Source organism: Pseudomonas sp., assembly GCF_035277045.1.
Lineage (GTDB): Bacteria > Pseudomonadota > Gammaproteobacteria > Pseudomonadales > Pseudomonadaceae > Aquipseudomonas.
Genome location: NZ_DATELE010000222.1, coordinates 61,792 through 88,020, shown reverse-complemented (window position 1 = coordinate 88,020; position 26,229 = coordinate 61,792). Strand labels below are relative to the sequence as shown.

At 63.8% G+C, this 26,229-nt stretch carries 21 protein-coding genes, 1 tRNA gene and 1 rRNA gene; 12 read left to right on the top strand and 11 right to left on the bottom strand.

What is annotated here, in order from left to right; genetic code table 11:
- The 4 genes from rrf to VJS90_RS13160 all read left to right on the top strand — a co-directional run.
- Positions 1–90 (top strand): 5S ribosomal RNA (rrf, locus tag VJS90_RS13175); the annotation flags it as partial.
- 147 nt (positions 91–237) lie between these two features.
- Positions 238–897, top strand: a complete 660-nt coding sequence (locus VJS90_RS13170) for a paraquat-inducible protein A (protein WP_085715998.1) — start codon at positions 238–240, stop codon at positions 895–897.
- The gene (locus VJS90_RS13165; RefSeq protein WP_085715997.1) at positions 884–1,507 is read left to right on the top strand and encodes a paraquat-inducible protein A; all 624 of its coding nucleotides are present in this window, start codon (positions 884–886) and stop codon (positions 1,505–1,507) included. Before VJS90_RS13170 ends, VJS90_RS13165 begins: the two co-directional genes overlap by 14 nt.
- Positions 1,500–3,803 (top strand): intermembrane transport protein PqiB, encoded by a 2,304-nt coding sequence (locus VJS90_RS13160; protein WP_085715996.1) that lies wholly within the window; start codon positions 1,500–1,502, stop codon positions 3,801–3,803. Before VJS90_RS13165 ends, VJS90_RS13160 begins: the two co-directional genes overlap by 8 nt.
- A 163-nt stretch (positions 3,804–3,966) precedes the next feature.
- Here VJS90_RS13160 and mksF read toward each other — a convergent pair whose 3' ends face one another.
- The 3 genes from mksF to mksB are packed head-to-tail and all read right to left on the bottom strand — an operon-like array spanning position 3,967 to position 8,748.
- Positions 3,967–6,807, bottom strand: coding sequence for an Mks condensin complex protein MksF (gene mksF, locus VJS90_RS13155; protein ID WP_324122088.1), 2,841 nt, complete (start codon positions 6,805–6,807; stop codon positions 3,967–3,969).
- A complete protein-coding gene (gene mksE, locus VJS90_RS13150; protein ID WP_324122087.1) occupies positions 6,804–7,481 on the bottom strand; it encodes an Mks condensin complex protein MksE in 678 nt (225 codons plus the stop codon). Before mksE ends, mksF begins: the two co-directional genes overlap by 4 nt.
- The gene (gene mksB, locus VJS90_RS13145) at positions 7,471–8,748 is read right to left on the bottom strand and encodes an Mks condensin complex protein MksB (RefSeq protein ID WP_324122086.1); all 1,278 of its coding nucleotides are present in this window, start codon (positions 8,746–8,748) and stop codon (positions 7,471–7,473) included. The genes mksE and mksB overlap by 11 nt, the downstream gene beginning before the upstream one ends.
- 166 nt (positions 8,749–8,914) lie before the next feature.
- Between mksB and VJS90_RS13140 the strand changes: the two genes are divergently transcribed.
- The 4 genes from VJS90_RS13140 to VJS90_RS13125 all read left to right on the top strand — a co-directional run bounded on the left by VJS90_RS13140 (position 8,915) and on the right by VJS90_RS13125 (position 11,514).
- Positions 8,915–9,697: an energy transducer TonB gene (locus tag VJS90_RS13140; RefSeq protein WP_324122085.1), complete on the top strand. Its 783-nt coding sequence runs from the start codon at positions 8,915–8,917 to the stop codon at positions 9,695–9,697.
- The gene (gene rimI, locus VJS90_RS13135; protein ID WP_324122084.1) at positions 9,694–10,146 is read left to right on the top strand and encodes a ribosomal protein S18-alanine N-acetyltransferase; all 453 of its coding nucleotides are present in this window, start codon (positions 9,694–9,696) and stop codon (positions 10,144–10,146) included. Before VJS90_RS13140 ends, rimI begins: the two co-directional genes overlap by 4 nt.
- A gap of 51 nt (positions 10,147–10,197) precedes the next feature.
- Positions 10,198–10,833, top strand: coding sequence for a carbonate dehydratase (can, locus tag VJS90_RS13130; RefSeq protein ID WP_324122083.1), 636 nt, complete (start codon positions 10,198–10,200; stop codon positions 10,831–10,833).
- A gap of 84 nt (positions 10,834–10,917) precedes the next feature.
- Positions 10,918–11,514, top strand: coding sequence for a YcbK family protein (locus VJS90_RS13125; protein ID WP_324122090.1), 597 nt, complete (start codon positions 10,918–10,920; stop codon positions 11,512–11,514).
- Positions 11,515–11,551: 37 nt separating this feature from the next.
- Here the strand turns inward: VJS90_RS13125 and VJS90_RS13120 are convergent.
- A tRNA-Met gene (locus tag VJS90_RS13120) sits at positions 11,552–11,628 on the bottom strand.
- A 95-nt stretch (positions 11,629–11,723) separates the two neighbouring features.
- On the bottom strand, positions 11,724–12,662 hold the full coding sequence (locus VJS90_RS13115) for a FecR family protein (RefSeq protein WP_324122082.1): 939 nt from the start codon (positions 12,660–12,662) through the stop codon (positions 11,724–11,726).
- Between the two features lie 185 nt (positions 12,663–12,847).
- Here VJS90_RS13115 and VJS90_RS13110 point away from each other — a divergent pair, with 185 nt between their 5' ends.
- Entirely contained in the window at positions 12,848–14,065 is a 1,218-nt protein-coding gene (locus VJS90_RS13110; protein WP_324122081.1) for an MFS transporter, read from the top strand.
- Between the two features lie 85 nt (positions 14,066–14,150).
- On the opposite strand, the gene VJS90_RS13105 is transcribed toward VJS90_RS13110, so the two are convergent.
- The 3 genes from VJS90_RS13105 to VJS90_RS13095 form a co-directional block, all read right to left on the bottom strand.
- Complete coding sequence (locus VJS90_RS13105; RefSeq protein WP_324122080.1) at positions 14,151–16,625, bottom strand: TonB-dependent siderophore receptor; 2,475 nt, start codon at positions 16,623–16,625, stop codon at positions 14,151–14,153.
- Between the two features lie 94 nt (positions 16,626–16,719).
- Complete coding sequence (locus VJS90_RS13100) at positions 16,720–17,676, bottom strand: FecR domain-containing protein (protein ID WP_324122079.1); 957 nt, start codon at positions 17,674–17,676, stop codon at positions 16,720–16,722.
- On the bottom strand, positions 17,663–18,178 hold the full coding sequence (locus VJS90_RS13095) for a sigma-70 family RNA polymerase sigma factor (RefSeq protein WP_324122078.1): 516 nt from the start codon (positions 18,176–18,178) through the stop codon (positions 17,663–17,665). The genes VJS90_RS13100 and VJS90_RS13095 overlap by 14 nt, the downstream gene beginning before the upstream one ends.
- A 199-nt stretch (positions 18,179–18,377) precedes the next feature.
- Between VJS90_RS13095 and VJS90_RS13090 the strand changes: the two genes are divergently transcribed.
- Genes VJS90_RS13090 through VJS90_RS13080 form a run of 3 tightly spaced genes read left to right on the top strand, consistent with a single transcriptional unit; the run spans position 18,378 to position 22,522 of the window.
- On the top strand, positions 18,378–18,992 hold the full coding sequence (locus tag VJS90_RS13090) for a DNA-3-methyladenine glycosylase (protein ID WP_324122077.1): 615 nt from the start codon (positions 18,378–18,380) through the stop codon (positions 18,990–18,992).
- A gap of 28 nt (positions 18,993–19,020) precedes the next feature.
- The gene (gene ada, locus VJS90_RS13085; protein WP_324122076.1) at positions 19,021–20,064 is read left to right on the top strand and encodes a bifunctional DNA-binding transcriptional regulator/O6-methylguanine-DNA methyltransferase Ada; all 1,044 of its coding nucleotides are present in this window, start codon (positions 19,021–19,023) and stop codon (positions 20,062–20,064) included.
- A 52-nt stretch (positions 20,065–20,116) separates the two neighbouring features.
- Positions 20,117–22,522, top strand: coding sequence for a DUF3772 domain-containing protein (locus tag VJS90_RS13080; protein ID WP_324122075.1), 2,406 nt, complete (start codon positions 20,117–20,119; stop codon positions 22,520–22,522).
- Between the two features lie 202 nt (positions 22,523–22,724).
- On the opposite strand, the gene VJS90_RS13075 is transcribed toward VJS90_RS13080, so the two are convergent.
- The 3 genes from VJS90_RS13075 to VJS90_RS13065 form a co-directional block, all read right to left on the bottom strand.
- The gene (locus VJS90_RS13075; protein ID WP_324122074.1) at positions 22,725–24,152 is read right to left on the bottom strand and encodes an aldehyde dehydrogenase family protein; all 1,428 of its coding nucleotides are present in this window, start codon (positions 24,150–24,152) and stop codon (positions 22,725–22,727) included.
- A gap of 30 nt (positions 24,153–24,182) precedes the next feature.
- Positions 24,183–25,682: a purine-cytosine permease family protein gene (locus VJS90_RS13070; protein WP_324122073.1), complete on the bottom strand. Its 1,500-nt coding sequence runs from the start codon at positions 25,680–25,682 to the stop codon at positions 24,183–24,185.
- Positions 25,683–25,772: 90 nt separating this feature from the next.
- Positions 25,773–26,168: a YybH family protein gene (locus VJS90_RS13065; protein ID WP_324122072.1), complete on the bottom strand. Its 396-nt coding sequence runs from the start codon at positions 26,166–26,168 to the stop codon at positions 25,773–25,775.
- Between the last annotated feature and the right edge of the window lie 61 nt (positions 26,169–26,229).

The window sequence follows — 26,229 nt, the reverse complement described above, 5'->3', positions numbered from 1 at the left end:
ACCTGATCCCATCCCGAACTCAGAAGTGAAACGATGCATCGCCGATGGTAGTGTGGGGTTTCCCCATGTGAGAGTAGGTCATCGTCAAGATTAAATTCCGAAACCCCTATCTGCATACGCAGGTAGGGGTTTTGTTTTTGTGCGTGAAAAAACAGGGCTGGCTGTTGCACATTTTGCACAGTTATTTTCAGTTCATGGCACTAGAATAGGGCCAACTTTTTCAGACTCAGAGCCTGTATGCCGGATCCGGTTGACGCCCAAGGGCTGTCAGAATTACCACTAGACAATCTGGTTGCCTGTCATGAGTGCGACCTGCTCATGCGTAAGCCAGAACTCGCCCATGGCGAAAAAGCCCTGTGTCCGCGCTGTGGCTACGAGCTTTACGCCAATCGTTACAACGTCGTACAGCGCAGTCTTGCCCTGGTCATTGCTGCCCTGTTGTTGTTTATTCCGGCGAACTTTTTACCCATCATGCAACTCAATCTGCTCGGGCAATCTTCGCAAGACACAGTGTGGAGCGGTGTTGTCGCGCTTTTTGACACAGGCATGCAAAGCGTTTCGGTAATCGTGTTCCTGTGCAGCATGGGGATTCCGCTGCTCAAGCTACTGTGCCAATTGGCCGTATTGTTGAGCATCCGTTTTGATGTCGGACGCAGCTACGGCCTGTTGCTCTATCGCATTTATCACCATATACGCGAATGGGGGATGCTCGAGGTTTACTTCATGGGCGTACTGGTGGCGATCGTCAAGCTGGCAGATATGGCAGCAATCACCGTAGGCCTCGGCCTGGCGTGCTTCATTGGCTTGTTGCTGATTCAAGTCTGGCTGGAAGTCGTGATGTCGCCTCACCAGATCTGGCAAGCGTTATCAGGAGAAGATGCTCATGCGGGCGATTGATGCAGGCATTCTGATTTGCAAGGAATGTCATGAATTGAACAGGCAGGAAGCTGATACCGATGAGCAAGTCTGTACGCGCTGCGGAGCGCTGGTGCATGCTCGCAGCCCGAATAGCCTGGTACGGACCTGGGCATTGCTGATTACCGCCGCCATTCTCTACATACCGGCCAATTTGCTACCGATCATGACCGTGAACTCCTTGGGCAAAGGTGCGCCGAGCACGATCATGGCCGGTGTGATCGAGTTGATGCACTACGGGATGTTCCCCATTGCGGCCGTAGTGTTCATCGCCAGTATCCTGGTGCCTACCTTCAAGCTGGTAGGCATCGCTTTGCTGCTGTTTTCCGTGCAGCGTCGTCAACCCCTTTCGGCTCGCCAGCGTATCTGGATGTACCGCTTCATCGAGTTCATCGGCCGCTGGTCGATGCTCGATATCTTTGTGATCGCCATCCTGGTGGCGGTCGTGAATTTTGGACGGCTTGCCAGTATTGAAGCCAATCTAGGCGCCATCGCTTTCGCCACTGTGGTGATTCTGACGATGCTTGCCGCCGTAACTTTCGATCCCCGACTGATTTGGGATAACACGGAGTCGGACGACGACCATGACTGATTTGCCTGTAGCGAAAACCAGACCGGCCTCCAACTGGTCTGCCATTTGGGTGTTGCCCCTGATCGCCTTGATCATCGGTGGCTGGCTTGGCTGGCGTGCTTACAACGAGAATGGCATCGAGATTCAGGTGCGCTTTGAAAGTGGCGAAGGCATTCAGGCCAACAAGACGGAAGTCGTCTACAAGGGCATGTCGGTCGGCAAGGTCAAAAGCCTCAAGCTCGATGACGAGGGCGGTTCCAAAGGTGTGATTGCCAGCATCGAAATGAACAAGGACGTAGAGCAATACCTGCGAACCAGCACGCGCTTCTGGCTGGTCAAGCCGAGCGTGACGCTGGCCGGTATTACGGGCCTTGAGACGCTGGTTTCGGGTAACTACGTTGCAATCAGTCCGGGCGAGGGTGAACCGGTTCGCAAGTTCAAGGCCCTGGCTCAGGAGCCACCGCTCTCCGATGCCCAGCCGGGTCTGCACCTGACCATCAAGGCTGATCGCTTGGGCTCATTGAATCGCGGCAGCCCGGTGTTCTACAAACAGATCAAGGTGGGGCAGATCAAGAGCTACGTGCTCTCTGAAGATCAGAGCACCGTAGAGCTCAAGGTTTTCATCGAACCGACCTACGCCAAACTGGTGCGCAAACACACGCGCTTCTGGAACGCCAGCGGCATCAGCATCGATGCCAATCTATCCGGTGTGAAAGTGCGTAGCGAGTCGTTGGCCAGCATTGTCGCCGGTGGTATTGCGTTCGCTACACCTGAAAACCGCAAGGACAGCCCGCCTACCGACCCAAGCCTGCCGTTCAGACTCTACGAAGACTTCGATGCAGCGGCGGCCGGTATCCGGGTCAAGGTCAAGCTCACCGACTTCGAAGGCTTGCAGGCCGGTCGTACGCCGGTGATGTACAAAGGTATTCAGGTCGGCAATCTCAAAGCGTTGAAGGTTGATCCCGATCTGTCCGGGGCCACCGCCGAATTGACGATGGATCCGTTGGCCGAAGATTACCTGGTGGACGGTACGCAATTCTGGGTGGTCAAACCGTCGATTTCCCTGGCGGGGATTACCGGCCTGGAAGCGCTGGTCAAAGGTAACTACATCGCTGTGCGTCCTGGCGACAAGGGTGCGGCGCCACAACGGGAGTTCGTGGCACGGGCCAAGGCACCACCGCTGGATCTGCGTGCACCTGGTCTGCACCTGGTGTTGTTCACGGAAAATCTCGGCTCGCTGGAAGTCGGCAGCCCGGTTCTCTACAAGCAGGTCAAGGTCGGTTCGGTACAGAGCTATCAGTTCTCGCGCACCAAGAAACAGTTGATCATTGGCGTGCACATCGAGAAGGAGTATGAGGATCTGGTCAACGCTTCGACACGTTTCTGGAATGCCAGCGGCATCACGCTCACGGGCGGGCTGACCGGTGGGATTCAAGTCAAAAGTGAATCGCTGCAAAGCTTGATGGCCGGCGGTATTGCGTTTGAAACCCCGGAAGCCAAGGCGCCGCTACGCAAGCGCATCCCACGTTTCCGCTTGTTCGCCAGCCATGACGACGCCACGCAAAAGGGTTCGGTGATCACCATCAAGGTAGACCGCGCCGATGGTTTGCGTACGGGCACGCCGATTCGCTTCAAGGGCCTGGATGTCGGCAAGATCGAGGACGTTGACCTGAGTGACGACCTGCAATCGGTGCTGCTGACCGCGCGGATAACGGAAGTGCCGGAGCGCATTGCCCGGGTCGGTAGTCAGTTCTGGGTGGTCAAGCCTGAGCTGGGCCTGATCAAGACGTCAAACCTCGAGACCCTGGTGACCGGGCAGTACATCGAGGTGCAACCGGCGCCGAAGAATCTGGGGCCGCAAAACAACTTTGTGGCTTTGGCCGCTGCGCCGGAAACGGCCAGGCAGGAAGCGGGATTGAGTCTGGTACTGAGCGCCGCTCGTCGCGGTTCGCTGAAAGCCGGCGTGCCGGTGACATATCGCGAAATCACCGTGGGCAAGGTGACGGGTTATGAGCTGGGCCAGACCGCTGATCGTGTATTGATCCATATCCTGATCGAGCCGAAGTACGCGCCACTGGTACGCAGCGGCACTCGGTTCTGGAACACCAGCGGTTTTGATTTCGATGTCGGCCTGTTCAGAGGTGCAACGGTGCGTACTGAATCCCTGGAGACGATGATTCAGGGTGGTGTCGCCTTCGCCACGCCGGACGGCGAGCGCATGGGCAGCCCGGCGCGACCGGAGCAGACGTTCGCGCTGTTCGATAAGTTCGAAGAGGAATGGCTGACCTGGGCGCCGAAGATTTCGCTGGGTAAATAGTCTGAGGGTTATGTGGCGTCAGTGATGACGCCTTCGCGGGCTTGCCCCGGGCGGCGCTCCGACGAAGAGGCCCTGAAGTTCACTGCAAAGCTAAATGACCCACCTATGAAAAAGGCCGCAATCCATTGGATCGCGGCCTTTTTCATTGCCTTCGATTCAAGCGTCAGACCGCGTCCAGCTCCGGTTCATCTGCTTGCTCGTTGATCGTCGCCTTCACCTGGTCGTGACGACGGATGTACTTCCAGTCCGCCTCGTCGATGTAGATGCCGGAGGGGCCGCTGCCGCCTTCCAGATCGATGGCGACACTGGCGCAGACCTGCGGCTTGACGCTCGCCAGGATCGGCACGAAGCCCAGTTGCAGGCTGGTTTCCAACAATGCGGCCTGGTTCTTCTCGTCGATGTCCGCCGCTTCGTCGAGGTAGTACGGCAGGCGCACGCGACCGGCCTGGTCACGGTCCATCAAGTGCAGCAACAAGTACATGTTGGTCAGCGCTTTGATGGTCATGGTGGTGCCGTTGGACGCCGCGCCGTCGATGTCGGTGTGGATCACCGGCTGGCCATTGACCTTGGTGATTTCGAAAGCCAGTTCGAACAGGTCCTTGAGGCCGAGCTGGTTGTGGTTGGCCGCCACCAGCCGTGCCAGGTACTCCTTGGCCTCTTCGTTCTTGTTGTCCTGCTCGGCACTTTGGCTCAGATCGAAGACCGACAGGGTTTCGCCTTCTTCGTACTGACCGGCGCTGTGGATGATCTGGTCGATGTGCTTGAGCGCTTCCTTGTTCGGAGCGAGGACGATGCGGAAGCTTTGCAGGTTGGAGACCTGGCGTTTGTTGATCTCGCGGTTGAACAGTGCCAGCTGGTGTTCGAGGCTGTCGTAGTCGCTGCGGATGTTGCGCAGGGTCCGGGCGATGTCCGTCACGGCGGCACGGCGAGCCTTGCCCAGGGTCAGGGCTTCGTCGGTGCGGTGCGCATAGGCGTTGATCAACAGTTGCAGGCGACGCTCCATATCGTCTTCGCTGTCGAACTTGGCCACGCCCTTGAGGCGCACCTGAGCGTACAGCGCTTCGATCTGGCCATCGGCCCGCAGCAGGCCCTGCCAGCTGTCCTGATAGTCATTGAGCAGCGGCAGCAGGTTGTCCATGGAGTCGTCGATCGGATCCATGAACGGTGTGCCGAACGGCAGGTCCGCCGGCAACAACTGACGGCGGCGCAGGGCGTCGTCGAGGGTGCGTTGCTTGGCTTCCATGTCGCCGATCTGACGGCCGACCAGTTGCAGCTTGGCCGACAGTTGCTGGACGCGCTCGGTAAAGGCATCGCTGGAGCGCTTCAATTCGTCCTGTGCGGCTTCCATCTGCGCCATCTGTTCCAGCTTGTCGCCTTCTTCAGCGCTCAGGGTTTGCGCGCGACGGAAATCTTCCAGGGCTTTCTGCGCATCCAGCACTTGCTGGTACAGGACTTCGGTCCGGGTCTTGCTCGCGGCGCGGTCGGCGGCCACGGCCTGCTGGGTTTTCAGTTGCTTGAGTTCTTTTTCCAGGCGTTCTTTCTGGTCGCGCAGGGCCGCGCGGTCAGCCAGGGCCTGCAACGCCGGTGGTTCGATGTGCGAGATGTCGATGGACAGGCCAGGCACTTCGAAGCGTTCGCCTTTGAAACCGTCGAGGATCAGTTCCACGGATTTGACCCACTCGCCATCGTCGTCAAGGGTGATGCCGTGTTCACCCAGCGGCAGGCTGAACAGTGCGCTGTTGAACAGGCGCATCAGGCGTTCGACGTCTTGCTGCGAGAACTCTTCGCGCAGGCGGGCGTAGCTGTTGTTATCGGCGTGATCGAGTTGCTGCTTGACAGACTTTAGGCGTTTTTCCAGGTCGCGCAGGCGTTCGTCCAGGTCTTCGGCGCTGAATTGGCGCGATTGTGCCAGCGCACCGGCCAGTTCGTCGTGGGCGTCCTTTGCGGCCAGCAGTTGCTGTTCCAGCACCTTGACGTCATCGACCAGGGCAAAGCGATGCTTGAGCACTGACAATTCGCCGAGCCAGCGCTGGATGCCGGTGATTTCCCGCTCCAGGCGCATCAGCTCCTGAGTGCCACCGCGCTGGTCGTTTTGCAGGGCATCCTGCTCGTTGCGGTAATGTTCGGCCTGAATGGTCAGCTCCTCTTTGCGCGCACTGGCGTAGTCCGACCAGGTGCCGAGCAAGGAGTCGAGCAGGGGCGAGATCCGGTGCAGTTTGCCGCGCAGGAGGTCACGTTGTTTCACGCCGTTGGCCAAGGCTTCGACCAAGGGGCCGGCGGCGACCAGCGAGTTGTAGTCTTGCTCCATGCGTCGTACATCGCGGAACGCTTCTTCGCACGCGGCAATGTAATCGACGCTGCCGGAACGCAGGCTGTGTTCGAAAGCATCGAGGAACAGTTGCTTGAGCTTGGCCGCAGTGATTTCGCGCATGTGCAGCAGGTTGATGAACAGCGCGCGGAAGGTCTTCAGGCTTTGCTCGCTGGTGGAGCGCAGCGGGATCAGCGTCAGGTCCAGCGGGATCGAGGTGTGGCCACCGACCAGCAAACGGCGCAGCTCATCCGGCTTGAGTTCGTAGGCCTTAAGGCCTTCGCGCTCAAGGTTGGTGAACAGCTCTTTCTGGCGCAGGCAGGTATCGTTTTTCTGGTAGTGGGCCAGGTCCAGTTTGCCGGTATAGGCAAAGAACTGGTGACCGAAACCGCCGCCCGGGCCACGGCCGACCACACCGATCACATGGGGACCGTGGGGCAGGTTCACTTCGACCAGGATGTAACTGGTGTCCGAGGCGAAGTAGAAGCGTCGGGATTGTTCCAGGCTGTATTTGCCGAAGCTCATGTCCGACATGCGCGCCAGGATCGGGAACTGCAGGGCGTTGATCGAGGCGCTCTTGCCCAGGTTGTTCGCCCCGTAGACCGACAGCGGATGCTCCAGCGGGAACAGCCCGAGGCTATAGCCGGCGGTGTTGAGCAGCGCGAAGCGGCGGATGCCGTAGCGTTCCTGGCTCATGCGTCGATCTCCTGTTGTTCTTCGGCGATAGCCCGGGCCAAGGCCTGCTCTTCGCTTTCCTCACGTGGGCTGATGATGTCGAGCGGGTCTTCGGCCAGCACCGGGATCGGCAGGGGCAGATCGCCATGCAGGCTGGCGGCCAGGTCCCGGTCCTGCTGCACCGACAGGCACACGTCGAGGAAACGGTGCATCGGTGGCAGGAAGCGGTAGATGCCGTTCTCTTCATGGGCGAAGCCCAGCTGGGTCATGCGGCGCATGATCTTTTCCTCCAGCTCGTCCGGCGTCTGCACTTCGGCCTGGATGAACAGGTCGCGGTATTTCTCGAGCAGCGAAGGCAGCTCGTCGCGGCCGAGGCTGCCACCGTCGAGCACCGCCATCGGGTCACGGCCCTGATCGGCGAGGTGCTCGACCAGGATGAAGGTGAACAGCGACAGGCGCTGGGCGGTCTTGTTGACCTGCGCGGACGCGGCGGCAAGCTCCGGGACAAAGTAGTAGAAGCCGCGGGTGTCACAGACCAGCTCGAAGCCCAGGGACTTGAACAGGCCACGGTACTGGTCCTGGAAATTCGACAGGTGGGCATACAGCTCGGGGTCGCGGCGGCTGATGTGAAAACCCTTGAACAGCTCGCGGAAGATCGGCGCGAGCTGCGACAGTTCGGAAAGATCAAGATGCATTGGCAGGGCTCGCGTTGGTTTCAGGCGATGGCGTGCGGCTGGAGGTCAGGGCGAAGGAGCGCAGGCTGACCTGGTGTTCGTGGGTGGTGTACTCGCGGCGTGCCAGGCGTTGACGGCTGAAGCGCTTTTCACGCGAGAGGCGCGAGAACCAGTACAGCAGCTCGTCGGTGGCGCCTTCAGGCTCCTGCTCCAGCAACCAGACCATCAGGTCGGGCAGGGGCAGGGCGTTCTCGCAGCGCTGGAGCATTTCCTTGACCGTGCGCGGGGCGTTGGCCGGCGCGGCCTTTTCGGTCTTGTGCGCCTTCGGGAACTGCGCAGGCTTGGGCTCGAAGCGCGCCAGGGCATAGACATACGCCTCTACCTGACTGGCGCTGCCGAGGAAGGTGCTCTGCGGCCGGGTGAACAGCGGCAGGGCGGCATGCGGCACGGCGTCCAGGCCCTTGCGGCGGATCACGGACAGGGCCAGGGCGGCGCCGCGGGTGACGGCATTGTGGCGGCGGGCTTCCTCGCGCAGCGGCAGCAACAGCTCGCGGGCGTGTCGCAGGGTCAACTGGGCGCTGGTCTGCATCTCGAGGATGCGCGCATGGGTACGCAGCAGCATGTCGTCGTCGACCAGATGGCCCAGGCGCGCCTGCTCGCCCAGCAGGCGCAGCAGCACGGTCTCGACCTTGCGCACGCCTTGCTCGAAGGCGCCATCGGCGTTGACCAGCGAGATCATCGGCTCGACGTATTCGTCCCAGGTGGCGAGCACTTCGGCGTAGCGCTGGCGCAGCGGAATCTGCCGGTCACTGGTCTTGGCGCGCTCGGCCACGGCGACCAGGGCCTGCTCGTCGTTGTCGAGCTTCTTCAGCACGTCGCGCACACGCATGTCGAGCAGGCGCAGCTGACGGGCCAGGTCGTCGCTGTCCCGATTGTCGAAGGCGTCCTGGATGTGGCCGGCCAGTCGCTCGAGGTGGCGCAGGTAGGCCTCGATCTCCAGGCACAGGCCCAGGCGGTGCTCGCGGCGCAGGTAGGCGAGGAAGTCGTGGATCTGCGCATTGAGCTCGAAGCGGTTCGGGCTCTTGGCGACCGGGACCAGGATGTCCAGGCGAATCCACACGTCGAGCAGCTGGGTGATGTCCTGCGGTGTGCTGTCCAGTTGCTGCTGGGACAACTGCTGGCGCAGTTCGACCAGGCTCAGCGTGCCTTGGTCGAAACGTTCGCACAACGGCTCGAGCAAGGCCCAGTGTTCGGCTAGGGCGCGCAGGACGCGCTTGGGTTCGATCATTGGCGGGTCGACTCGTTGCCAAAAAAAGGTGGGGGATTGTACTGCATCGACAGGGCAGGGTTTCACCCCCGATCGGCAACAGGGGTTTTCTGCCCATCAACTGCGGCGCGCGGCGCGCAAGGGCGGTAGAATAGCCGACTGTCTTTTTCCCCCGGATGCCCGCGCCTTGTTGACCGAGTCCCGCCGCCGCGCCTACCTCAACGCCATGCAAGTGGTGCACTGGCTGCCGCGTGCCGAACTGCCGTTCGCCGCCAGCTCGCGCCCCGAGCTGCTGTTGCCGGTGGCGCCGGTGGCCGCACCCGCGCTCGAGGCGCTACCCCGGGCCGAGGTGCCTGCCGCCCCGGTGGTGCGCCCGAGCGAGCGCGTGAAGATCGAGATCCCGCGCCCCGCGAGCATCGCCAAGGCCGCCAGCAAACCGGCCGAGGCGCCGGTCGAAGCACCGGCCCCCGTGGCGCGTCCCACCCCCGTGCCGCCCCCGCGTTTCGCGCTGCAGCTGCTGCGTGCGGGCAACTGCCTGCTGCTGGTCGAACTGGTCACTGGCCAGCCGTTCCAGAGCCGCGACCCTTCCTACCTGCTGCTCAAGGACATGCTGCGCGCCGCGGGCCTGCCCGACAGCCCGCAGATCATTGGCGAGCCGGTACGCTGGCCGCTGCTGGTCCGCGGCAGCCTCGACCAGGGGCCGGACGCGGCGCGTGACTTCGTCCAGGGCTTTGTCCAGGTGCAGATGGAAACCGCGCCCTGTGGCTGCCTGTGGCTGGTCGGCCTGCCCGCCATGCGCTTTGCCGGCGGCGTGCAGGATGATGCGTACTACCAAGAACTGACCGTGCCGGGCCTGGGTACCGCATGGGCCTTGCCCGGCCTTGAACTGTTGATGGACGAGCCGCCGCGCAAGGCGCACGTCTGGCAAGCGATGCGCCGGCTGATGGCGCGCTGGAAGTCTGCTGAATGAGTGACCCGATCAGTTTCCGCCGCATGACCGAGGCGGATCTGGATGCCGTGCTGAAGATCGAATACGCCGCGTTCAGTCATCCCTGGACCCGCGGGATCTTTCTCGATGGGCTCAAGTCGTATGAAATCTGGCTGATGTTCGAAGGCAGCCAGCAGGTCGGCCACGGCGTGGTCAACGTGATCATCGACGAAGCGCACCTGCTCAACATCACCGTCAAGCCCGAGAGCCAGGGCAAAGGCCTGGGCCTGCGCCTGCTCGAGCACCTGATGGGCCGCGCCTACGCGCTCAATGGCCGCGAGTGCTTCCTGGAGGTGCGCGCGAGCAACCAGTCGGCGTACCGCCTGTACGAGCGCTATGGTTTCAATGAAGTCGGCCGGCGCCGGGATTACTATCCGGTGGCTGGCGGGCGTGAAGATGCCCTGGTGATGGCCTGCACCCTGTTCGAGTGAGGGTGTGACTCAGGCCCGTCATACATGGGTACCCCCTGATGAGGCACTGACATGCACGACCTGCAGGAACTGATCGACAACAACGCACGCTGGGCCGACGCCATCACCCAGCGCGACCCCGACTTCTTCGCCAAGCTCGCGCGCCAGCAAACGCCCGAGTTTCTCTGGATCGGCTGTTCGGACGCACGCGTGCCCGCCAACGAGATCGTCGGCATGCTGCCCGGTGATCTGTTCGTCCATCGCAACGTTGCCAACGTGGTGCTGCACACCGACCTGAACTGCCTGTCGGTGATTCAATACGCGGTGGATGTGCTCAAGGTGAAGCACATCCTGGTGACCGGCCATTATGGTTGCGGCGGCGTGCGCGCTGCCATGCAGGACCGTCAGCTGGGATTGATCGACGGCTGGCTGCGCTCGATCCGCGACCTCTATTACGAGAAGCGTGACGAGCTGGCCCCGCTGGAAGGCGAGGCCAAGGTTGATCGCATGTGCGAGCTCAACGTGATCCAGCAGGTGGCCAATGTCGGGCACACCAGCATTGTGCAGAACGCCTGGCACCGCGGGCAGGGCCTGTCGATCCATGGCTGCATCTACGGCATCAAGGATGGTCGTTGGAAGAGCCTGGACACCACCATCAGCGGACCCGAGCAGTTGCCGCCGCAGTATCGGTTGCGCAAGCTGGAGTGATGGCTGTGGAAAAGTGATACCTGTTGAAAAGTAATACCTGTGGGGAGTGATACAGACATGATCACCAGATGGACCCAAGGATGCATGCTGGCGGCCGCGCTATCGTTCACGCTCCCCACCCACGCCGACGACCGCGACATCTGGATGTTCGCCCAGTGGGCCGGCGATCACGAGAACCGCCGCTTTCGTGACATGCTGGTCGATGCACGCCTCTACGGGATTGTCCCCATCCACCAGTTGCTGCGCTCGGCTTCCGACTGGCGGTTGTGCAACGCCTCGCCGTTCGCGATTCCACCGACCCGTCAATGGCCAGCCGTACGCTCCACCTTGCAGCTGATCAAGGCCCTGACCGAGCAAGGCCAGCTCCGCCAGTTCGAGGTCGTCTCGGCCTACCGCGATCCCCGGCTCAATGCATGCGCGGGTGGCGCGAAGGACAGCGCTCACACCCGGGCCTTCGCGGTCGACGTGCTGCTGCCGGACTGGGCCGACCCCAATCCGCTGTGCCGCTTCTGGCAGCAGCATGGGCAGCAGTGGAACATGGGCCTTGGGAGATATCCGTCTGGGCGGATCCATATCGACACGGCGGGCTACCGCACCTGGGGCGGGGATGGCAGCGCCGGGTCGTCATTCTGTCCGCGCCTGGCGACCCATCAACGCGTTGAAGCAAAACGCGGGCAATAAAAAAGGGCCTACCTTTCGGTAGGCCCTTTTTCACGTTTGGTGGCTACACAGGGACTTGAACCCCGGACCCCAGCATTATGAATGCTATGCTCTAACCAACTGAGCTATGTAGCCAAGTGGCGCGCATTATTAGCTCGAAACGCCTCCCTGTCAACACCCCGATTCAAAAAAATTAACCTACGATCAAACGCTTAGCCCCAAGCCCTCGATCAACGCACGACCAGCGCCTGGCCGAGCAGGCTGTGAACCTGCAGGTTCTGGTCATGGGCGAGGGCGTCGAGGCTGGCGGCGGCGCGGTCGAGATTGAAGTCGCCGCTGATGCGCAGGCGAGCCTTCTGGTCATCCAGCAGCCAGACACGCTTGCCTTGGTAGCCCGCCAGCCGTTCGATGACGTCCCCCAGGGGCATGTCCCTGGCTTGCAGATGCCCGGTGCGCCAGGCAGTGCGCGTCTGGCCGTCGATCCGCTCGACCGGGCCAGTGCGCAGGTCGTCGAAGGTGAGGCGCTCTCCGGCCGAGAGCAGGCGTTCGTTACCTTGGTCGCCGACGCCGGCCTTGCCTTTGAGGACCACTACTTCGTTCTGTCCGGCACCGCGCGCCAGCATGATACGAGTACCGTAGATCTGGACGCGGGTATCGCCGACCTGCACCTCGAACGGGCGCCCGTCCAGCTCGACTTCCAGGTATGCCTGCCCCTGCACCAGCTGCAGCATGCGGGTGCGCCCGCGCAGGTCGAGGTTGACCGCGCTGGCGCTGTCCAGGTGCAGGGTCGAGCCGTCGGGCAGCCGCACGGATCGGCGTTCACCCGCGCTGGTGGGCAGTTCGCAGGTCATGCGCTGCAGCACCGGCCAATAGAAGGCGAGCAAGCCTGCGACCAGCAACAGGAACAAGGCGGCAACGCCCTTGCCGCCATGACTGCGCAGCGTCGGGAGCGGTCGTGGCCGTGGGCGGGGCGACGCTGGCTGGAGCTGATGCCAGTAGGCCTCGACGGCAGCGAAGGCCAAGGCGTTGTCCGGGATCTTGCGCCAGGCCTCGAAAGCCTTGCGCTGGCTTGCTGGACACGCAGGCTCGCGCAAGCGGGAAAACCACTCGATCGCCTCTTGCTCTGGATCGCCAAGAGTCGAGTCTTGCAGGGCGGGCATTGGGCACATGGGCTTGAATCGGCTCGCGATAGGGCGGGGGATCCGCCAGGATTTACGGGGCTACCGAAGATCGGATGCTAAATATATTGAGAACCATTTACAAGCACGCGGCAGATAGCCGGTAAAAACAGTGGCATTGTGTCGAGTTGTTTCTTGATAATTGGATCCCGATACCGCGGACGGATGTATATTTCATGGCTATCAGCAGTACCCAGACCAGTACCTCGGCGAGCGCCAGCGCGAGCCAAGCCAATCCCTTGGTGATGCGCATCATCGGCTTCTGCGCCCTGGCCCACCTGATCAATGACCTGATCCAGTCGGTGCTGCCAGCCATCTATCCGTTACTCAAGGCCAACTATGACCTGAGCTTCGCGCAGATCGGCCTGATCACCCTGACCTTCCAGATCACTGCCTCCCTCCTGCAGCCATGGGTGGGGTTCTACACCGATCGCAAGCCGACCCCAAACCTGCTGCCTTTGGGCACGCTCTGCACCCTGGTCGGTATCGTCATGCTGGCGTTTGTCGGCAGCTTCCCGATGATCCTGCTGGCCTCCGCGCTGGTCGGTATCGGCTCGTCGACTTTCCACCCGGAAACCTCGCGCATCGCGCGCCTGGCCTCCGGCGGACGCTTTGGCCTGGCGCAGTCGACGTTCCAGGTGGGGGGCAATGCAGGGTCCGCGTTCGGTCCGCTGCTGGCGGCGGCAATCGTGATCCCGTTTGGCCAGGGCAATGTCGCCTGGTTCGGCCTGGCCGGGCTGTTCTTCTTTGGCGTGACGCTGTTGCTGCGCCGCTGGTACAAGGACCACCTCAACCAGTTCAAGGCCCGTGCCGCGGCCCAGGCCGCCCACGGCCTGTCGCGCCGGCGGGTGATGGCGGCGCTGGTGGTGCTGGGCTTGCTGGTATTCTCCAAGTACTTCTACATGGCCAGCTTCACCAGCTACTTCACCTTCTACCTGATCGAGAAATTCGACCTGTCGGTGGCGAGCTCGCAGCTGCACCTGTTCCTGTTCCTGGGCGCGGTGGCGGCGGGCACCTTCTTTGGCGGGCCGATCGGTGACCGCATCGGGCGCAAGGCGGTGATCTGGTTCTCCATCCTGGGCGTCGCGCCGTTCACCCTGGCGCTGCCCTACGCCGACCTGTTCTGGACCAGCGTGCTGAGCGTGGTGATCGGCTTCATCCTGGCTTCGGCATTCTCGGCCATCGTGGTCTATGCCCAAGAGCTGGTGCCGGGCAGCGTGGGCATGATCGCCGGGATCTTCTTCGGCCTGATGTTCGGCTTTGGCGGCATCGGCGCGGCGCTGCTGGGTTATCTCGCCGACCTGCGGGGCATCGAGTACGTCTATACCCTTTGCTCGTTCCTGCCGTTGTTCGGCCTGCTGGCGGTGTTGCTGCCTTCCACCGGCAAGCGCTGAGTATCCCGAGGCTTGTTGTTGACACATCCATTCATGACCACAGCCACAGCGTCGGTCATGAATGGATCACTGCAGGCGGTACGGCCTAAAAACTCCCGCGCAGCGTCACCGACACATTGCGCGGATCACCCCAGTAGTACCCCGTCGGGGTTGGTGCGACCTGGCGATAGTACTTTCTGTCAAAGATGTTGTTGGCGTTCAACTGTAGCGAGTAGTGATCGTTGAAGCGGTAGTTCACCATGGCGTTGTACACCGCGTAGCCCGACTGCGACGCTTCGGCGGTGCCGCTGCGGTTGTAGATATCGCTCTGGGCCTGCACGCCGCCGCCAACGGTCCATGCCTCGAGCTCGCCTGGCAGCCGGTAGCTGGTGAACAGGCGTAGCATGCGCTTGGGGTCGGTGGTGCGGATGGCGTTGCCAGCGTTGGTGGCAGTGTCCTTCAGGTACTCGGTGGTGTTGTAGGTGTAGCCACCCGTGACCTGCCAGCCCGGCAGCACTTCGCCCGACACCTCCAGTTCGAAGCCCTGGCTGCGGTTCTTGCCCGCCGCGACCTTGCAGTAGCCACTGGCATAGTTGGGCAGGCAGGGGTTGGGGCCGCTCACATCGTCAAGCGGGTTGCCAACCTGATAGATGCGAAAGAACGCCAGCGAGGTGTTCAGGCGACCCTCGTAGAACTCACCTTTGATCCCCGTCTCGTACGCCTCGCCCTTGATAGGCTCGAGCACCGAACCGCTGGTGTCGGTGGCGGTCTGCGGGTTGAAGATCTCTGTGTAGCTGGCATAGGTGCTGAAGTGCTCGTTGAGGTCGTAGATCAGTGCGGCATACGGCACGATCTCGTTGTCGACGCTGAACTTGCCGTTCGAGCGGACGTTGTTTTCCTGCTCGTAGTCGTACCAGTTCGCGCGTGCGCCGATGATCGCGGTCAGCGGCTCGGCCAGCGAAATGCGCCAGGTGGCATAGGCAGCTTCCTGAGTGGTGCGGGTGCGCACGGGATGCGCGGTGATGTTGATGCTTGGTTCGGCCAGACTGGCCTTGGGGTCCCACTCGCGCAGGTCGAACATGCCGGAGATGGAATTCTGCGTCGCCGATGCGTAGGAGTCGTTGCGGATGCGTTCCACGCCGAGCATCAGGTCATGGGTTCTGCCGAACAGCTCGAACGGGCCATTGAGCGTGGCGCTCAGGTTGTTCTGGACACTCTCCCCGCCATCACCCTCGGTGACCTGATAATTCATCAGATAGGGGTTGCGGGTGGGGTTGGCATCCCCGGTGGCGCGGCTGAAATAGGTCTGCTTGAACCCATGGTCATCCAGCTCGAAGTGCGTGCGCAGGGCCATCAGCTTGAGCTTCCAGTCGTTGTCGAAACTGTGCTCGAGCTCGGCGAAGGTCTGCAGGTTGCTGCGGTCCCAGCGGTTCCAGTCGGCGCCCAGGTAGGTGCTGCGCCCGAAGGGCAGGGGCGAGCCGTCGTAGTTGGCCGGCAGGTTGCCCCAGGCGCCGGTGGCGTCCAGCTTCGTCCATTCCAGGCCGGTGGTAAGGGTGGTGCTGTCACTGAGGTCGAAGGCCAGCACGCCGTAGAAGACTTCCTTGCGCTCCATGCGCGAGTCCTGGAAAAGATCCTTGTCGTCATGCACGGCGATTACCCGCCCGCGCACGTTGCCGGTCTCGGTCAAGGGGCCCGACAGGTCGGCAACGTAGCGCTGGGCATCCCATGAACCCAGGGTCACGCTGCCTTCGCCCTGAAATTCGCGGGTCGGGCGCTTGCGCACCAGGTTGACCGTGCCTGACGGGTTGCCCGCGCCACGCAGCATGCCGGTGGCGCCCCGCAGAATCTCGGCGCGATCGAGAATCGCCGAATCGCTCTGGACGAACGAGCCGCCGCCGCTGCCCTGCGCCACGGTGGCGCCGTCGTACTGGATGGCGTCGATCGAATAGCCGCGCGAGTAGTATTGCACCCGTTCGCTGTCGAAAAGGTTCACCACCACGCCAGGGGTCTGCTCCAGCAGGGTGGTGAGGTTGGTGATGTTCTGGTCGTCCAGGCGCTGGCGGGTCACCACGGTGACCGACTGCGGGGTGTGACGCAGGGTCTGGGGGGTCTTGCCGATGGTCACGGCGCCGGTGGTGTACGAGCCGCTGTGCTCGGTGGTCTCGCCCAGGTAGTTGCTGGAAATGGCGGTGGCGCCCAGCTCCATGGCGCCGTTGGCATCCATCGCCGGGATCAGCAGAAAGCTGTTGTCGCCCTGCTGCTGCGCCTGTACATCGCTGCCTGTCAGCACGATGGCCAGCGCCTGGCCGCTGTCATGGCGGCCCTGCACACCCTGGGTGGTCTTGCCGTGAAGGCTGTTCGCATCGAAGGACAGGTTGAGGCCGCCTTGCCGGGCCAACTGGTCGAGCGCCGGGGCCAAAGGGCCGGCCGGTACTTTCCAGTCGCGTTGCTGGCTCTGGCTGGCGGGGGCCGCGTGGCCCATGGCGGGGAAGGTGCACGTGCCGGCCAGCACAAGGCCGAACAGCGCGGCACGAACTGCGCTGTGCAACCTGTCATTACGAAGAGAACTGGGGTGAATCATCGACCGCTCCTGGAAGATATCAAGACCACTTTTCGGGCTTTGTTCCTTCAGGACGGACGAGAATGAGATTCCACCTCATTATTTTTCAGAATTTTCATGCAGCGCTGATGCTCACCCAGTAACGCGTGCGGTAGTCGATGCGCACCGGCAGCGAGCGGGCGATCAGCAGCAGGATCTGGTCGGTGTCGGCCAATTGATATGTACCGGAAACCTTGAGCCCGGCGACCTCGGGCGCGCAGCGCAACAGGCCGGGACGGTAGCGCGCCAGCTCGTCTACGAACTCGCCCAGCGGCATCTGCTGCACGCTCAGCACGCCCTCGGTCCAGCCCCAGGGATCGCCGTGCAGGCTGACCGCCTTGAAGCCGCCGAACGGGTCGAGTTGCAAGGTCTCGCCTGGATGGACCAGGTGCGGCGTGGCCGAAGACGGATACAGCGCCACCTCGCCGCGCTTGACGGCCAGCAGCAGGCCTTGGCTGTTTTCGCGCAGCAGCAGCTGGCCGTCGGCGGTTTGCAGCTCGCCCAGCCGGGTAGTGATGCGGAACGGACGATTGTCGCCTGGGTTGCTGTCAAGGCTGACCTCACCGCGCACCAGGGTCAGCAGGCGCTGGTCGGCGGTGTAGCGCACGTCGACGGCGCTGGCGCTGTTGAGCTGGACAAGACTGCCATCGCGGCCTTGCAGGCTGCGGCGCTCGCCGATCCTGGTACGGGTATCGGCGAGCATCGCTGGCAAGCCCAGTGGCTCGCGCCCCATCCAGCCCAGGCTGCCGCCGACAGCGAGCACGGCCAGCAGCTTGAGGCTGTCACGGCGATTGATGCGCTGGCGCCGCGTGCTGTCCAGCGTGCGCCGGCTGAGCTCGGAGGGAAGGCTGGCGAGCTCATCGCTCATGCGGCTGACCCGTTGCCAGGCCTGGGCGTTGTTCGGATGGCTGGCCAGCCATTGCTGGAACTGCAGCTCGGTGTGCGGGCTGGGCTGCTCGAAGCGCAACCTGACCAGCCATTCGATGGCCTGGTCGACCTGGGGTTGCCCTGGTACCTGATCAGGCGTCGGCATAGCGCAGCCGGTAACAGGCGGCCAGGGCCTTGGTCAGGTCGCGCTCTATGGTTGCGCGTGACACGTTCAGTTGCGCGGCGACCTGCGGGATGCTCAGGCCATCGAGCTGAGCGAGCAGAAACGCTTGGCGCGCCCGCTGCGTGAGTTGATGGAGCATCTGGTCGAGACGTTCAAGGGTGTCGAGGATGATCAGCCGCTGCTCTTCGCTGGGAGCCTGGGCCTCGGGCAGATGGGCGAGGCTTTCCTGATAGGCCCGCTCAAGCGCGCGGCGGCGGAACTGGTCGATCATCAGGCCACGGGCGATGCTGCTCAGGTAGGCCTTCGGTTCCTTGAGAGGGGAATACTGGCGAGCCCGCAGCAGTCGGACGAACGTGTCCTGGGCCAGGTCGGCCGCGTTCTCGTGGCAGCCCACCCGTGTCCGCAGCCAGCCGCGCAGCCAGGCATGATGGGTTCGATAGAGCAGATCGACCTCGGCCGGTTTCAGCATGTCATTCATCCGCATCGTATCGACAGCCCTACGCCTTGGTGTGATTGTGAATCGTTCTCAATTTTAGGCGGGGTCGTGGGGAAAGGGCAATGGGTGAGGGCAGGCGCGCAAAGCCGCGCTCAATACTTCCCCAACATTCCCGCGCAAGAATCGGAGCCTCACGGCCCCCGGGTTGCGCTACGATCAACGTTCATCTCTCTGCAAGGCAGGCGACATGGACCCCTCTCAGTCATTCGCCGATGCAACGCGGTTCCTGTCCGGCCTCGACCCCGACTGGGCGCGTCACATCGCAACCATCGGGCCCTGCCTGCATCAGCCAACTCCGGCCCGCGAGCCCTTCGAAGCGCTGGTGCGCGCCATTGCCTATCAGCAGCTTCATCCGCGGGCAGGCGATGCGATCCTTGGGCGGTTGCTGGCGTTGTTCCCCGCGGAGGCCTTTCCAACACCAGCCCAGTTGCTGGCCAGCGATCTGGAGAGGCTGCGCACCTGCGGATTCTCGGCGAACAAGCTGGCGACGATTCTAGGCATCGCCCAGGCGCGCCTCGACGGCGTGGTACCCAGCCGGGAAGAGGCGCTGGACCTCAGCGACGGGGCGTTGATCGAGCGGCTGGTCAGCCTGCGCGGCGTTGGCCGCTGGACGGTGGAAATGCTGCTGATCTACAGCCTGGAGCGGGGTGACGTGCTGCCGATTGACGACTTCGGCGTACGCGCGGGCTATCGTCGCCTGAAAGGGCTGGACAAAGCGCCGACACCGGCGCAGATGCGCGCGCTGGCGGCAGTCTGGAGCCCGCATCGGACCGTGGCCTCGTGGTACCTGTGGCGGGCCTGATGCGGCAAGCGAACGGGAGGAAATCGACATGACCTTCACCACCGACCCCCAACGCTGGCAGGCCGTGCTGGACCGCGATGCCAGCGCCACCGGCCAGTTTGTCTATGCCGTGCGCACGACCGGGATCTACTGCCATCCCGGCTGCAGCGCGCGAACCCCGAAACGCGAGAACGTCGAATTCTTCGCCACGCCAATGGCCGCCCAGGCCGCTGGCTTTCGTCCCTGCCAACGTTGCATCGGCGGTCCCGGCCAGCGCAGCGAGTGGGTGACCCGCGCCTGCCGTCTGATCGAGGCCAGTCCGGAACCCGTAAGCCTCGCGCAGCTGGCGCAGCATTTGGGCATGAGCCCCTTCCATCTGCAGCGCCAGTTCAAGGCCGAGACGGGCGTTACCCCCAAGGCCTACGCCTCTGCTTTCCGCGCGCGGCGGGTGCGGGAGCGGCTGGGTGACGCCTCGGCTTCGGTCACTGACGCCCTCTACGGCGCCGGCTTCAACTCCAACAGTCGGTTCTACGAGAGCGCCGGGCAGCGCCTGGGCATGCGCCCGCGCGAGTTTCGTGCAGGCGGAGCGGGCGTGACCATCCACTTCGCGGTCGGCCAGTGCTCGCTGGGCGCGATCCTGGTGGCGCAGAGCGAGCGCGGCCTGTGCGCCATCCTGCTCGGCGACGATCCCGAGCACCTGTTGGCCGAGCTGCAGGAGCAGTTCCGCAGCGCCCGGCTGATCGGCGGTGATGCCGGGTTCGAGCAGCTGGTCGCCCAGGTGGTGGGCTTTGTCGAGGCGCCGGTACTGGGCCTGGACCTGCCCCTGGACGTGCAGGGCACCGCCTTCCAGGAGCGGGTGTGGCAGGCCCTGCGCGAGATACCGGTGGGCGCCCGGGCCAGCTACACCGAGGTGGCCGAGCGGATCGGCGCCCCGGGTGCGGTACGGGCGGTGGCGCAGGCTTGTGGGGCAAACCGTCTGGCGGTCGCCATCCCCTGTCACCGCGTGGTGCGCCGCGATGGAGGCCTGAGCGGGTATCGGTGGGGCGTCGAGCGCAAGCGTCAGTTGCTGGAACGTGAAACGCCTCCTGTCTGAGCCCCATCCGGCGTAGAATCCGCCCCGTCGCGACATGAAAGAGGAAAGTTCGATGAGGCGCGTAAGCCTGAACAGTTTGTGCACGGGTATTCTCGCCCTGATGCTTTGGGTGGCCCTGCCGGCCTGGTCGGCCACTGATACGGCGGCGCCGCGCACGGCGATCGCCGAAATGCCGGCGCTGGCCGAAGATGCCACGCTGGACCAGTTGAGCGACCGGCTCGACCTGATTCGCCAGGGCGTGACCAGCAACGCCAACGACGACCTGCTCGCCCAGTTGCGCCAAGGCGCCTTGCAGGTGCAGCGCCAGGCCGACGCACTGGGCACCGAGCGGACGGCGAATCTTCAGCGGGTCGATGACCAGCTCAACGTGCTGGGGCCGGTCCTGCCTGACGAGGCCGACAGCATCAAGCGCCAGCGCCAGCAGCTCACGGCCGAGAAAAAGGCCGTCACCGCCCAGGTCCAGCAGGCGACCCAGCTTGCCCAGTCGGGCCGTGACCTGGCGGCGCAGATCATCAACCTGCGCCGCGGCCTGTTCAACTCACAGGTCACGTCGCGCGCGGCCAGCCCGCTCAGCCCGGCGTTCTGGTCAACCCTGATCCGCCCGACCGCCGACGACCTGGGCCGCCTGCGCGACCTGCGCGACGAAGCCGTCGCGGCCGTGGACAGCGCGGTCAGCGCCGGAATCCGCGGCTTTTTCATCGGCAGCCTGATCGCTGCCATTCTGGTCTGGACACTAGGGCGTCGTCTGCTTGAACGATTCCTTGCCTGGGCGGTGCTCCGCTGGCTGCCCGAAGGCCGGCTGCGGCGCAGCGCGCTGGCGCTCGGGGTCGGCCTGGCCACGCTGACCACCATCGGCGGCGCCGTCTCGCTGGTGCGCTGGGGGCTGGAAAACAGTGCCGAGCTGGGGCCCGATATCGCCAGCCTGACCAACCAGATCCTGACCCTGGTGGTGTTCTGCTCCTTCATCGCCGGGCTAGGGCGGGCGATGCTGATGCTGGCGCGCCCGTCCTGGCGCCTGCCGACCATTCCCGACGAAGTGGCCTCGGCCTTGCACTGGTTCGCCCCGGTGCTGGGCGGGGCGCTGATGCTGCTGCTGACCCAGGAACGCATCAACAGCGTGATCGCCAGCAGCCTGGCGCTGACCGTTGCCACCAACGGGCTCACCGCGCTGGTTGTCGCGGTGATCTACGCGGTGGCGCTGGTGCAGTACCGCCGGATCCGCCGGCAGCATCAGCTGGAGCGCCCGCCGGGTCTGGCAGGGCTGATTCCCTTCGTCATCACCGCCTGGGTCGCGGCGATCCTGCTGACGCTGCTGACCGGCTACCTGACCCTGGCCTATTTCCTCACTGGCAAGCTGCTGTGGATCAGCGTGATCGCGACCTGCACCTATCTGCTAGTGGCAGCGTTCGGTGACCTGTGCGAGACATTGCTCTCACCCCGTCAGCCGGGCGGCCTGGCGCTGGCCTCCGCACTGGGCCTGGCGCCGCGTCATCAGGCCCAGGCCAGCACCGTTCTGGCGGGCGTGGGTCGCACGGTGCTGCTGTTCACCGCCGCCTTGCTGGCTATCCTGCCGACCGGTACCAGCCCCGGTGAGCTGTTGCTGAGCCTTGGCGACTGGAACGTCAGCGGCTCCAAGACCCTGGGCAACCTCAACATCGTCCCGCAGGACATCCTGGTGGCGCTGGTGCTGCTGGTCGGTGGCCTGTTCGGGCTGCGTGTGCTCAAACAGTGGCTGAGCGAGCGCCTGCTGCCAGAAACCGAAATGGACGCGGGCATGCGTGCCTCGCTGGTCACACTGGTCGGCTACCTCGGCTTCCTGTTCCTGGCGATGCTGGTCATGTCGATCCTGCGCATCAACCTCACCAGCCTTACCTGGGTGGTCAGTGCGTTGTCGGTCGGTATCGGTTTCGGCCTGCAGGCGATCGTGCAGAACTTCATCTCCGGCCTGATCCTGCTGACCGAGCGTCCGGTGAAGGTGGGGGACTGGGTAAGCCTGGCCGGTGTCGAAGGTGACATTCGCCGGATCAACGTGCGCGCCACCGAGATCCAGATGTCCGACCGTTCAACGGTGATCGTGCCCAACTCGCAGTTCATCTCGCAGAACGTGCGCAACGTGACCATGGGCAACGCCCTTGGCGTGGTCGGCATTACCCTGACTTTGCCGTTGGAAACCGACGCCTCGCATGTGCGCGAGTTGTTGCTTGAGGCCTATCGCGAGCACGAGGCGATTCTCGATGCGCCCTCGCCGTCGGTGAGCTTCAAGGACCTGACCAGCACCGGCCTGGTGCTCAGCGTCAGCGGCTATGTCGCCGGCCCGCGCGCGGTGTCCGGGGCGCGTAGCGACCTGCTGTTCACCATTCTCGGACGGCTGCGCGAGCAGGGGATCGCCCTGTCGTCGCCGCAGAGCATGGTGTTGCTGCAGGACACCGCGACGCGAGGGCCTGACGCGGCGTCGTGATGCTGCAACTGCGGGGCGGGGCCCCATAGGTCCAGCGCCACCGTTCGGGGGTGCGCTGTGCCTGAGCGGGCCTCTTCGCTGGCAAGCCAGCTCCCACAGACACAGCGCCGTTACTACGGACAGCGCTGTACCTGTGGGAGCTGGCTTGCCAGCGAAGGGCCGTCCTGACACACAGATTACGGCGTTGATACCAAGGGCGGCGCTAGAGACACCGCGTCACATGCTTCACCGACTGATACCCCGCCAACCCCCACGGCCCCAGCTCCCGGCCGATGCCGCTGCCCTTGGTGCCGCCCCACGAGGTTTCAACGAACACCGCCTGGATCGAGTTGATCCACACATGCCCGACCTCCAGCGCATCGGCCACGCGCTCGGCGCGTTCGATGTCGGCCGAGCACACGGTGGCAACCAGCCCGAAGTGGCTGTCGTTGGCCAGGACAATCGCTTCGGCTTCCGTGGCAAAACGCCGTGAGCACAGCACCGGCCCGAAGATCTCCTCGGCCCACAGGCGGCTGTGCGCAGGCACGTCGGCATACAGCGTCGGGCTGACGAACCAGCCAGGCCGATCCAGGTTTTTCCCGCCCGCAAGGCACTCGAGGCCTTCTTCACGCGCGGTGGCAAAATAGGCCGCGACCTTGAGCCACTGGCCCTGGCTGGTCAGCGGGCCCATGTCCACTTCCTCGGTCAGCGGATTGCCCACGCGCAGGTTTTCGAGGGCCGCCTGCAAACGGGGCAGCAAGGCGTCGGCGATGCCGTCCTGGATCAGCAGGCGCGAGGTCGCCGAGCACATCTGCCCGGCGTTCCAGCTGATGCCCGCGACAATCCACTCCACCGCCTGATCCACGTCGCAGTCATCGAACACGATGATCGCCGACTTGCCGCCCAGCTCCAGTGTCACCGGCCGGCACTGGCTCGCGGCGCTGCGCATCACCAGGCTGCCGACGGTGTTGCTGCCGGTGAACGAGAGCTTGTCCAGGCCGTCATGGCTGCTCAGCGCCGCGCCGGTCTCGGCCTTGCCGTTGACGATGTTCAAGACGCCGGGCGGCACGCCCAGCGCGTCGGCGATCTGGCCGTAGGCCTGCTCGACCAGCGGAGTGACTTCGGACGGTTTGAGCACCACGGTGCACCCGGCTGCCAAGGCGGGTGCGATTTTCCAGGCGCTGGTCACCAGCGGGAAATTCCACGGCACGATCAGCCCGACCACGCCGACCGGCTCCAGCCGGGTACGGGCACTGAAACCGGGCGCCGCCAGTGGCACGTCGGCGTTCCTGCCCGGCAGCTGTTCGGCCAGCCCGGCGTAGTAGTTGAAGGTGGCCACGGCATCGTCCAGGTCCACCTCCGCCTCGTGGCGGGGCTTGCCGTTGTTGCGCATCTGCAAGGTGATCAACGCCTCGCGGCGCTGGCCCAGATGCTCGGCGAATCCTCTCAGGTAGGCCGCGCGCGCGCTGGCGCTGTGATTTTTCCAGCCCGGCAGCGCCCGGCGTGCCGCAACGACGGCCTGGTCGACCTGCTCGACGCTGGCGGCGCGCAGCTCGGCGAAGGGCTCGCCCAGCGACGGGTCATGGACAGTGATGCAGTCGGCGCCATTGCCTTCGACCCAGTGGCCATCGATGTAGTGCGGTGAAGTCATGATCGGTTTCCAGTCAGCGATTCAGGTCATTCAGGCCATGTTGGCGGTGCCCAGCGAGACGCAGGCGGTGCTTTTCGAGCGCACCCAGCGCGGTCCCTCGGGGCCATACACCGCGGCGGGTTCGGGGAACAGGTTGAGCAGCGCCAGGTACAGCACGCAGGCCATGCCCAAGGTGACCGGCAGACTGATGTCGATACCGCCCGCGATCTCGCCCAGCGGCCCGACGAACTGCCCCGGCAGGTTGACCAGGCACAGGCCAAGCGCCGCGCTGGGAATCCAGGCGCCCATGCCGCGCCAGTTCCAGCCATGCTGGAACCAGTAGCGGCCACCGCGCTCCCCGCGCGTGAACACCTGCAGGTCATCAGCGTGATAGAAACCGCGTCGGGTGATCAGGCCCAGGATCATGATCATCATCCAAGGGCTGGTGCAGGTGATGATCAGCACGGCAAAGGTCGACACGCTTTGCACCAGGTTGAAGCTGAAGCGGCCGATGAAGATGAAGGCAATCGCCGCCACGCCGATCAACACGGTTGCTGCGGCGCGGCTCAGCACGCGCGGAAACACGCTGGACATGTCCAGCCCGGTGCCATACAGCGCCGTGGTGCCGGTGGACATGCCGCCGATCACCGCGATCAGGCACACCGGCAGGAAGAACCAGGCTGGCGAAATGGCCAGCAGGCCGCCCACGTAGTTGTTGGCCTCGATGTACTGCGGTGCCTGGGAAGCCACCAGCGTGGCCGTGCACAGTCCGAAGAAGAAGGGAATCAGGGTGCCTGCCTGGGACGCGATCACCGCCAGCATGATCCGGGATTTCGCGGTGTGCCGAGGAATGTAGCGCGACCAGTCGCCCAGGAACGCCCCGAACGACACCGGGTTGCTCATGGCCAGGATCGCCGAGCCGACGAAGGCCGCCCAGAAGCCCGGTTGGCCGAGGTTCACGCTGCCGGCATAGCCCGCGTCAAACGGCCCCGCGAAGGCGGCGATACCCAGCAGGAACAGCAGGCTCGACGCCCACACCGCGATCTTGTTGACCCACAGCATGAAGCGAAAACCGAAGATGCAGACCACCAGCACCAGCACCGCGAACAGGCCGTAGGCCAATCCCAGCGTCAGGTCGGTTTCCGGCAGGCCCGCCAGGCGCTTGGCACCCCCGATCAGCGCATCACCCGAGCTCCACACCGACAGCGAGAAAAACGCCACCGCCGTCAGCAGCGACAGGAACGAGCCGACGATCCGCCCGTGCACCCCGAAGTGCGCCCCGGACGACACCGCGTTGTTGGTGCCATTGAGCGCACCGAACAGCCCCATCGGCGCAAGGATCAGCGCGCCGACGGCAACCCCAAGGATGATCGCCCACATTCCCGCCTCGAAGGACAGCCCGAACAGCACCGGAAAGCTGCCCAGCACCGCGGTGGCGAAGGTATTGGCGCCGCCGAAGATCAGGCGGAACAGGTCGGTGGGCGAGGCGTCGCGTTGGTGGTCGGGGATCTGCTCGACCCCATTGGTTTCGATACCAGTCGATTGGCTCATCGTAAGGCTCCAGCGCTGTTGTAGTGGCCCGGCGCAGTAGCGCGGGCCTTTTTATGGGTGCGATGGCAGTGCGGCAACGCCGCGAAAAAGTCAGGCCGGGGAGACGACCGAAAGGTGCTCGTGGCACGCCAGCCAGCGTTCGCCGTGCAGGCGAAAGACAATGGTCTCGCGTTCCTGCAGTCGATGCTCTACGCCGCCTTGGCGAATATGCGTGGCCACATCGTGCATGAAGATCGCCACCTCGCCTTGCACGCTTACGCTGGCATTGCTCGACTGACAGCCGAGCACGGCAAAGCCCTCGGCCTGCCACTGCTGCCAGAGATCCTGGTAGGCGCGGCGCGAGTGCAGCGGTTGCGGCAAGGTGTGGAAGAAGAAGCTGGCGTCTTCGCTGAAACAGTCGAAATAGCGCGCGGTGTCATTGCTGGCGAAGGCGTCCACGAGGTCGGCGGCGGCTTGCCGAACCTGGGCTTGGAGGATCTGGTCCATGGGGCTCACGATTATTGTGATTGTCGTGGACCGATTCTGGTGAGCAGCGCCCCCGGGACAA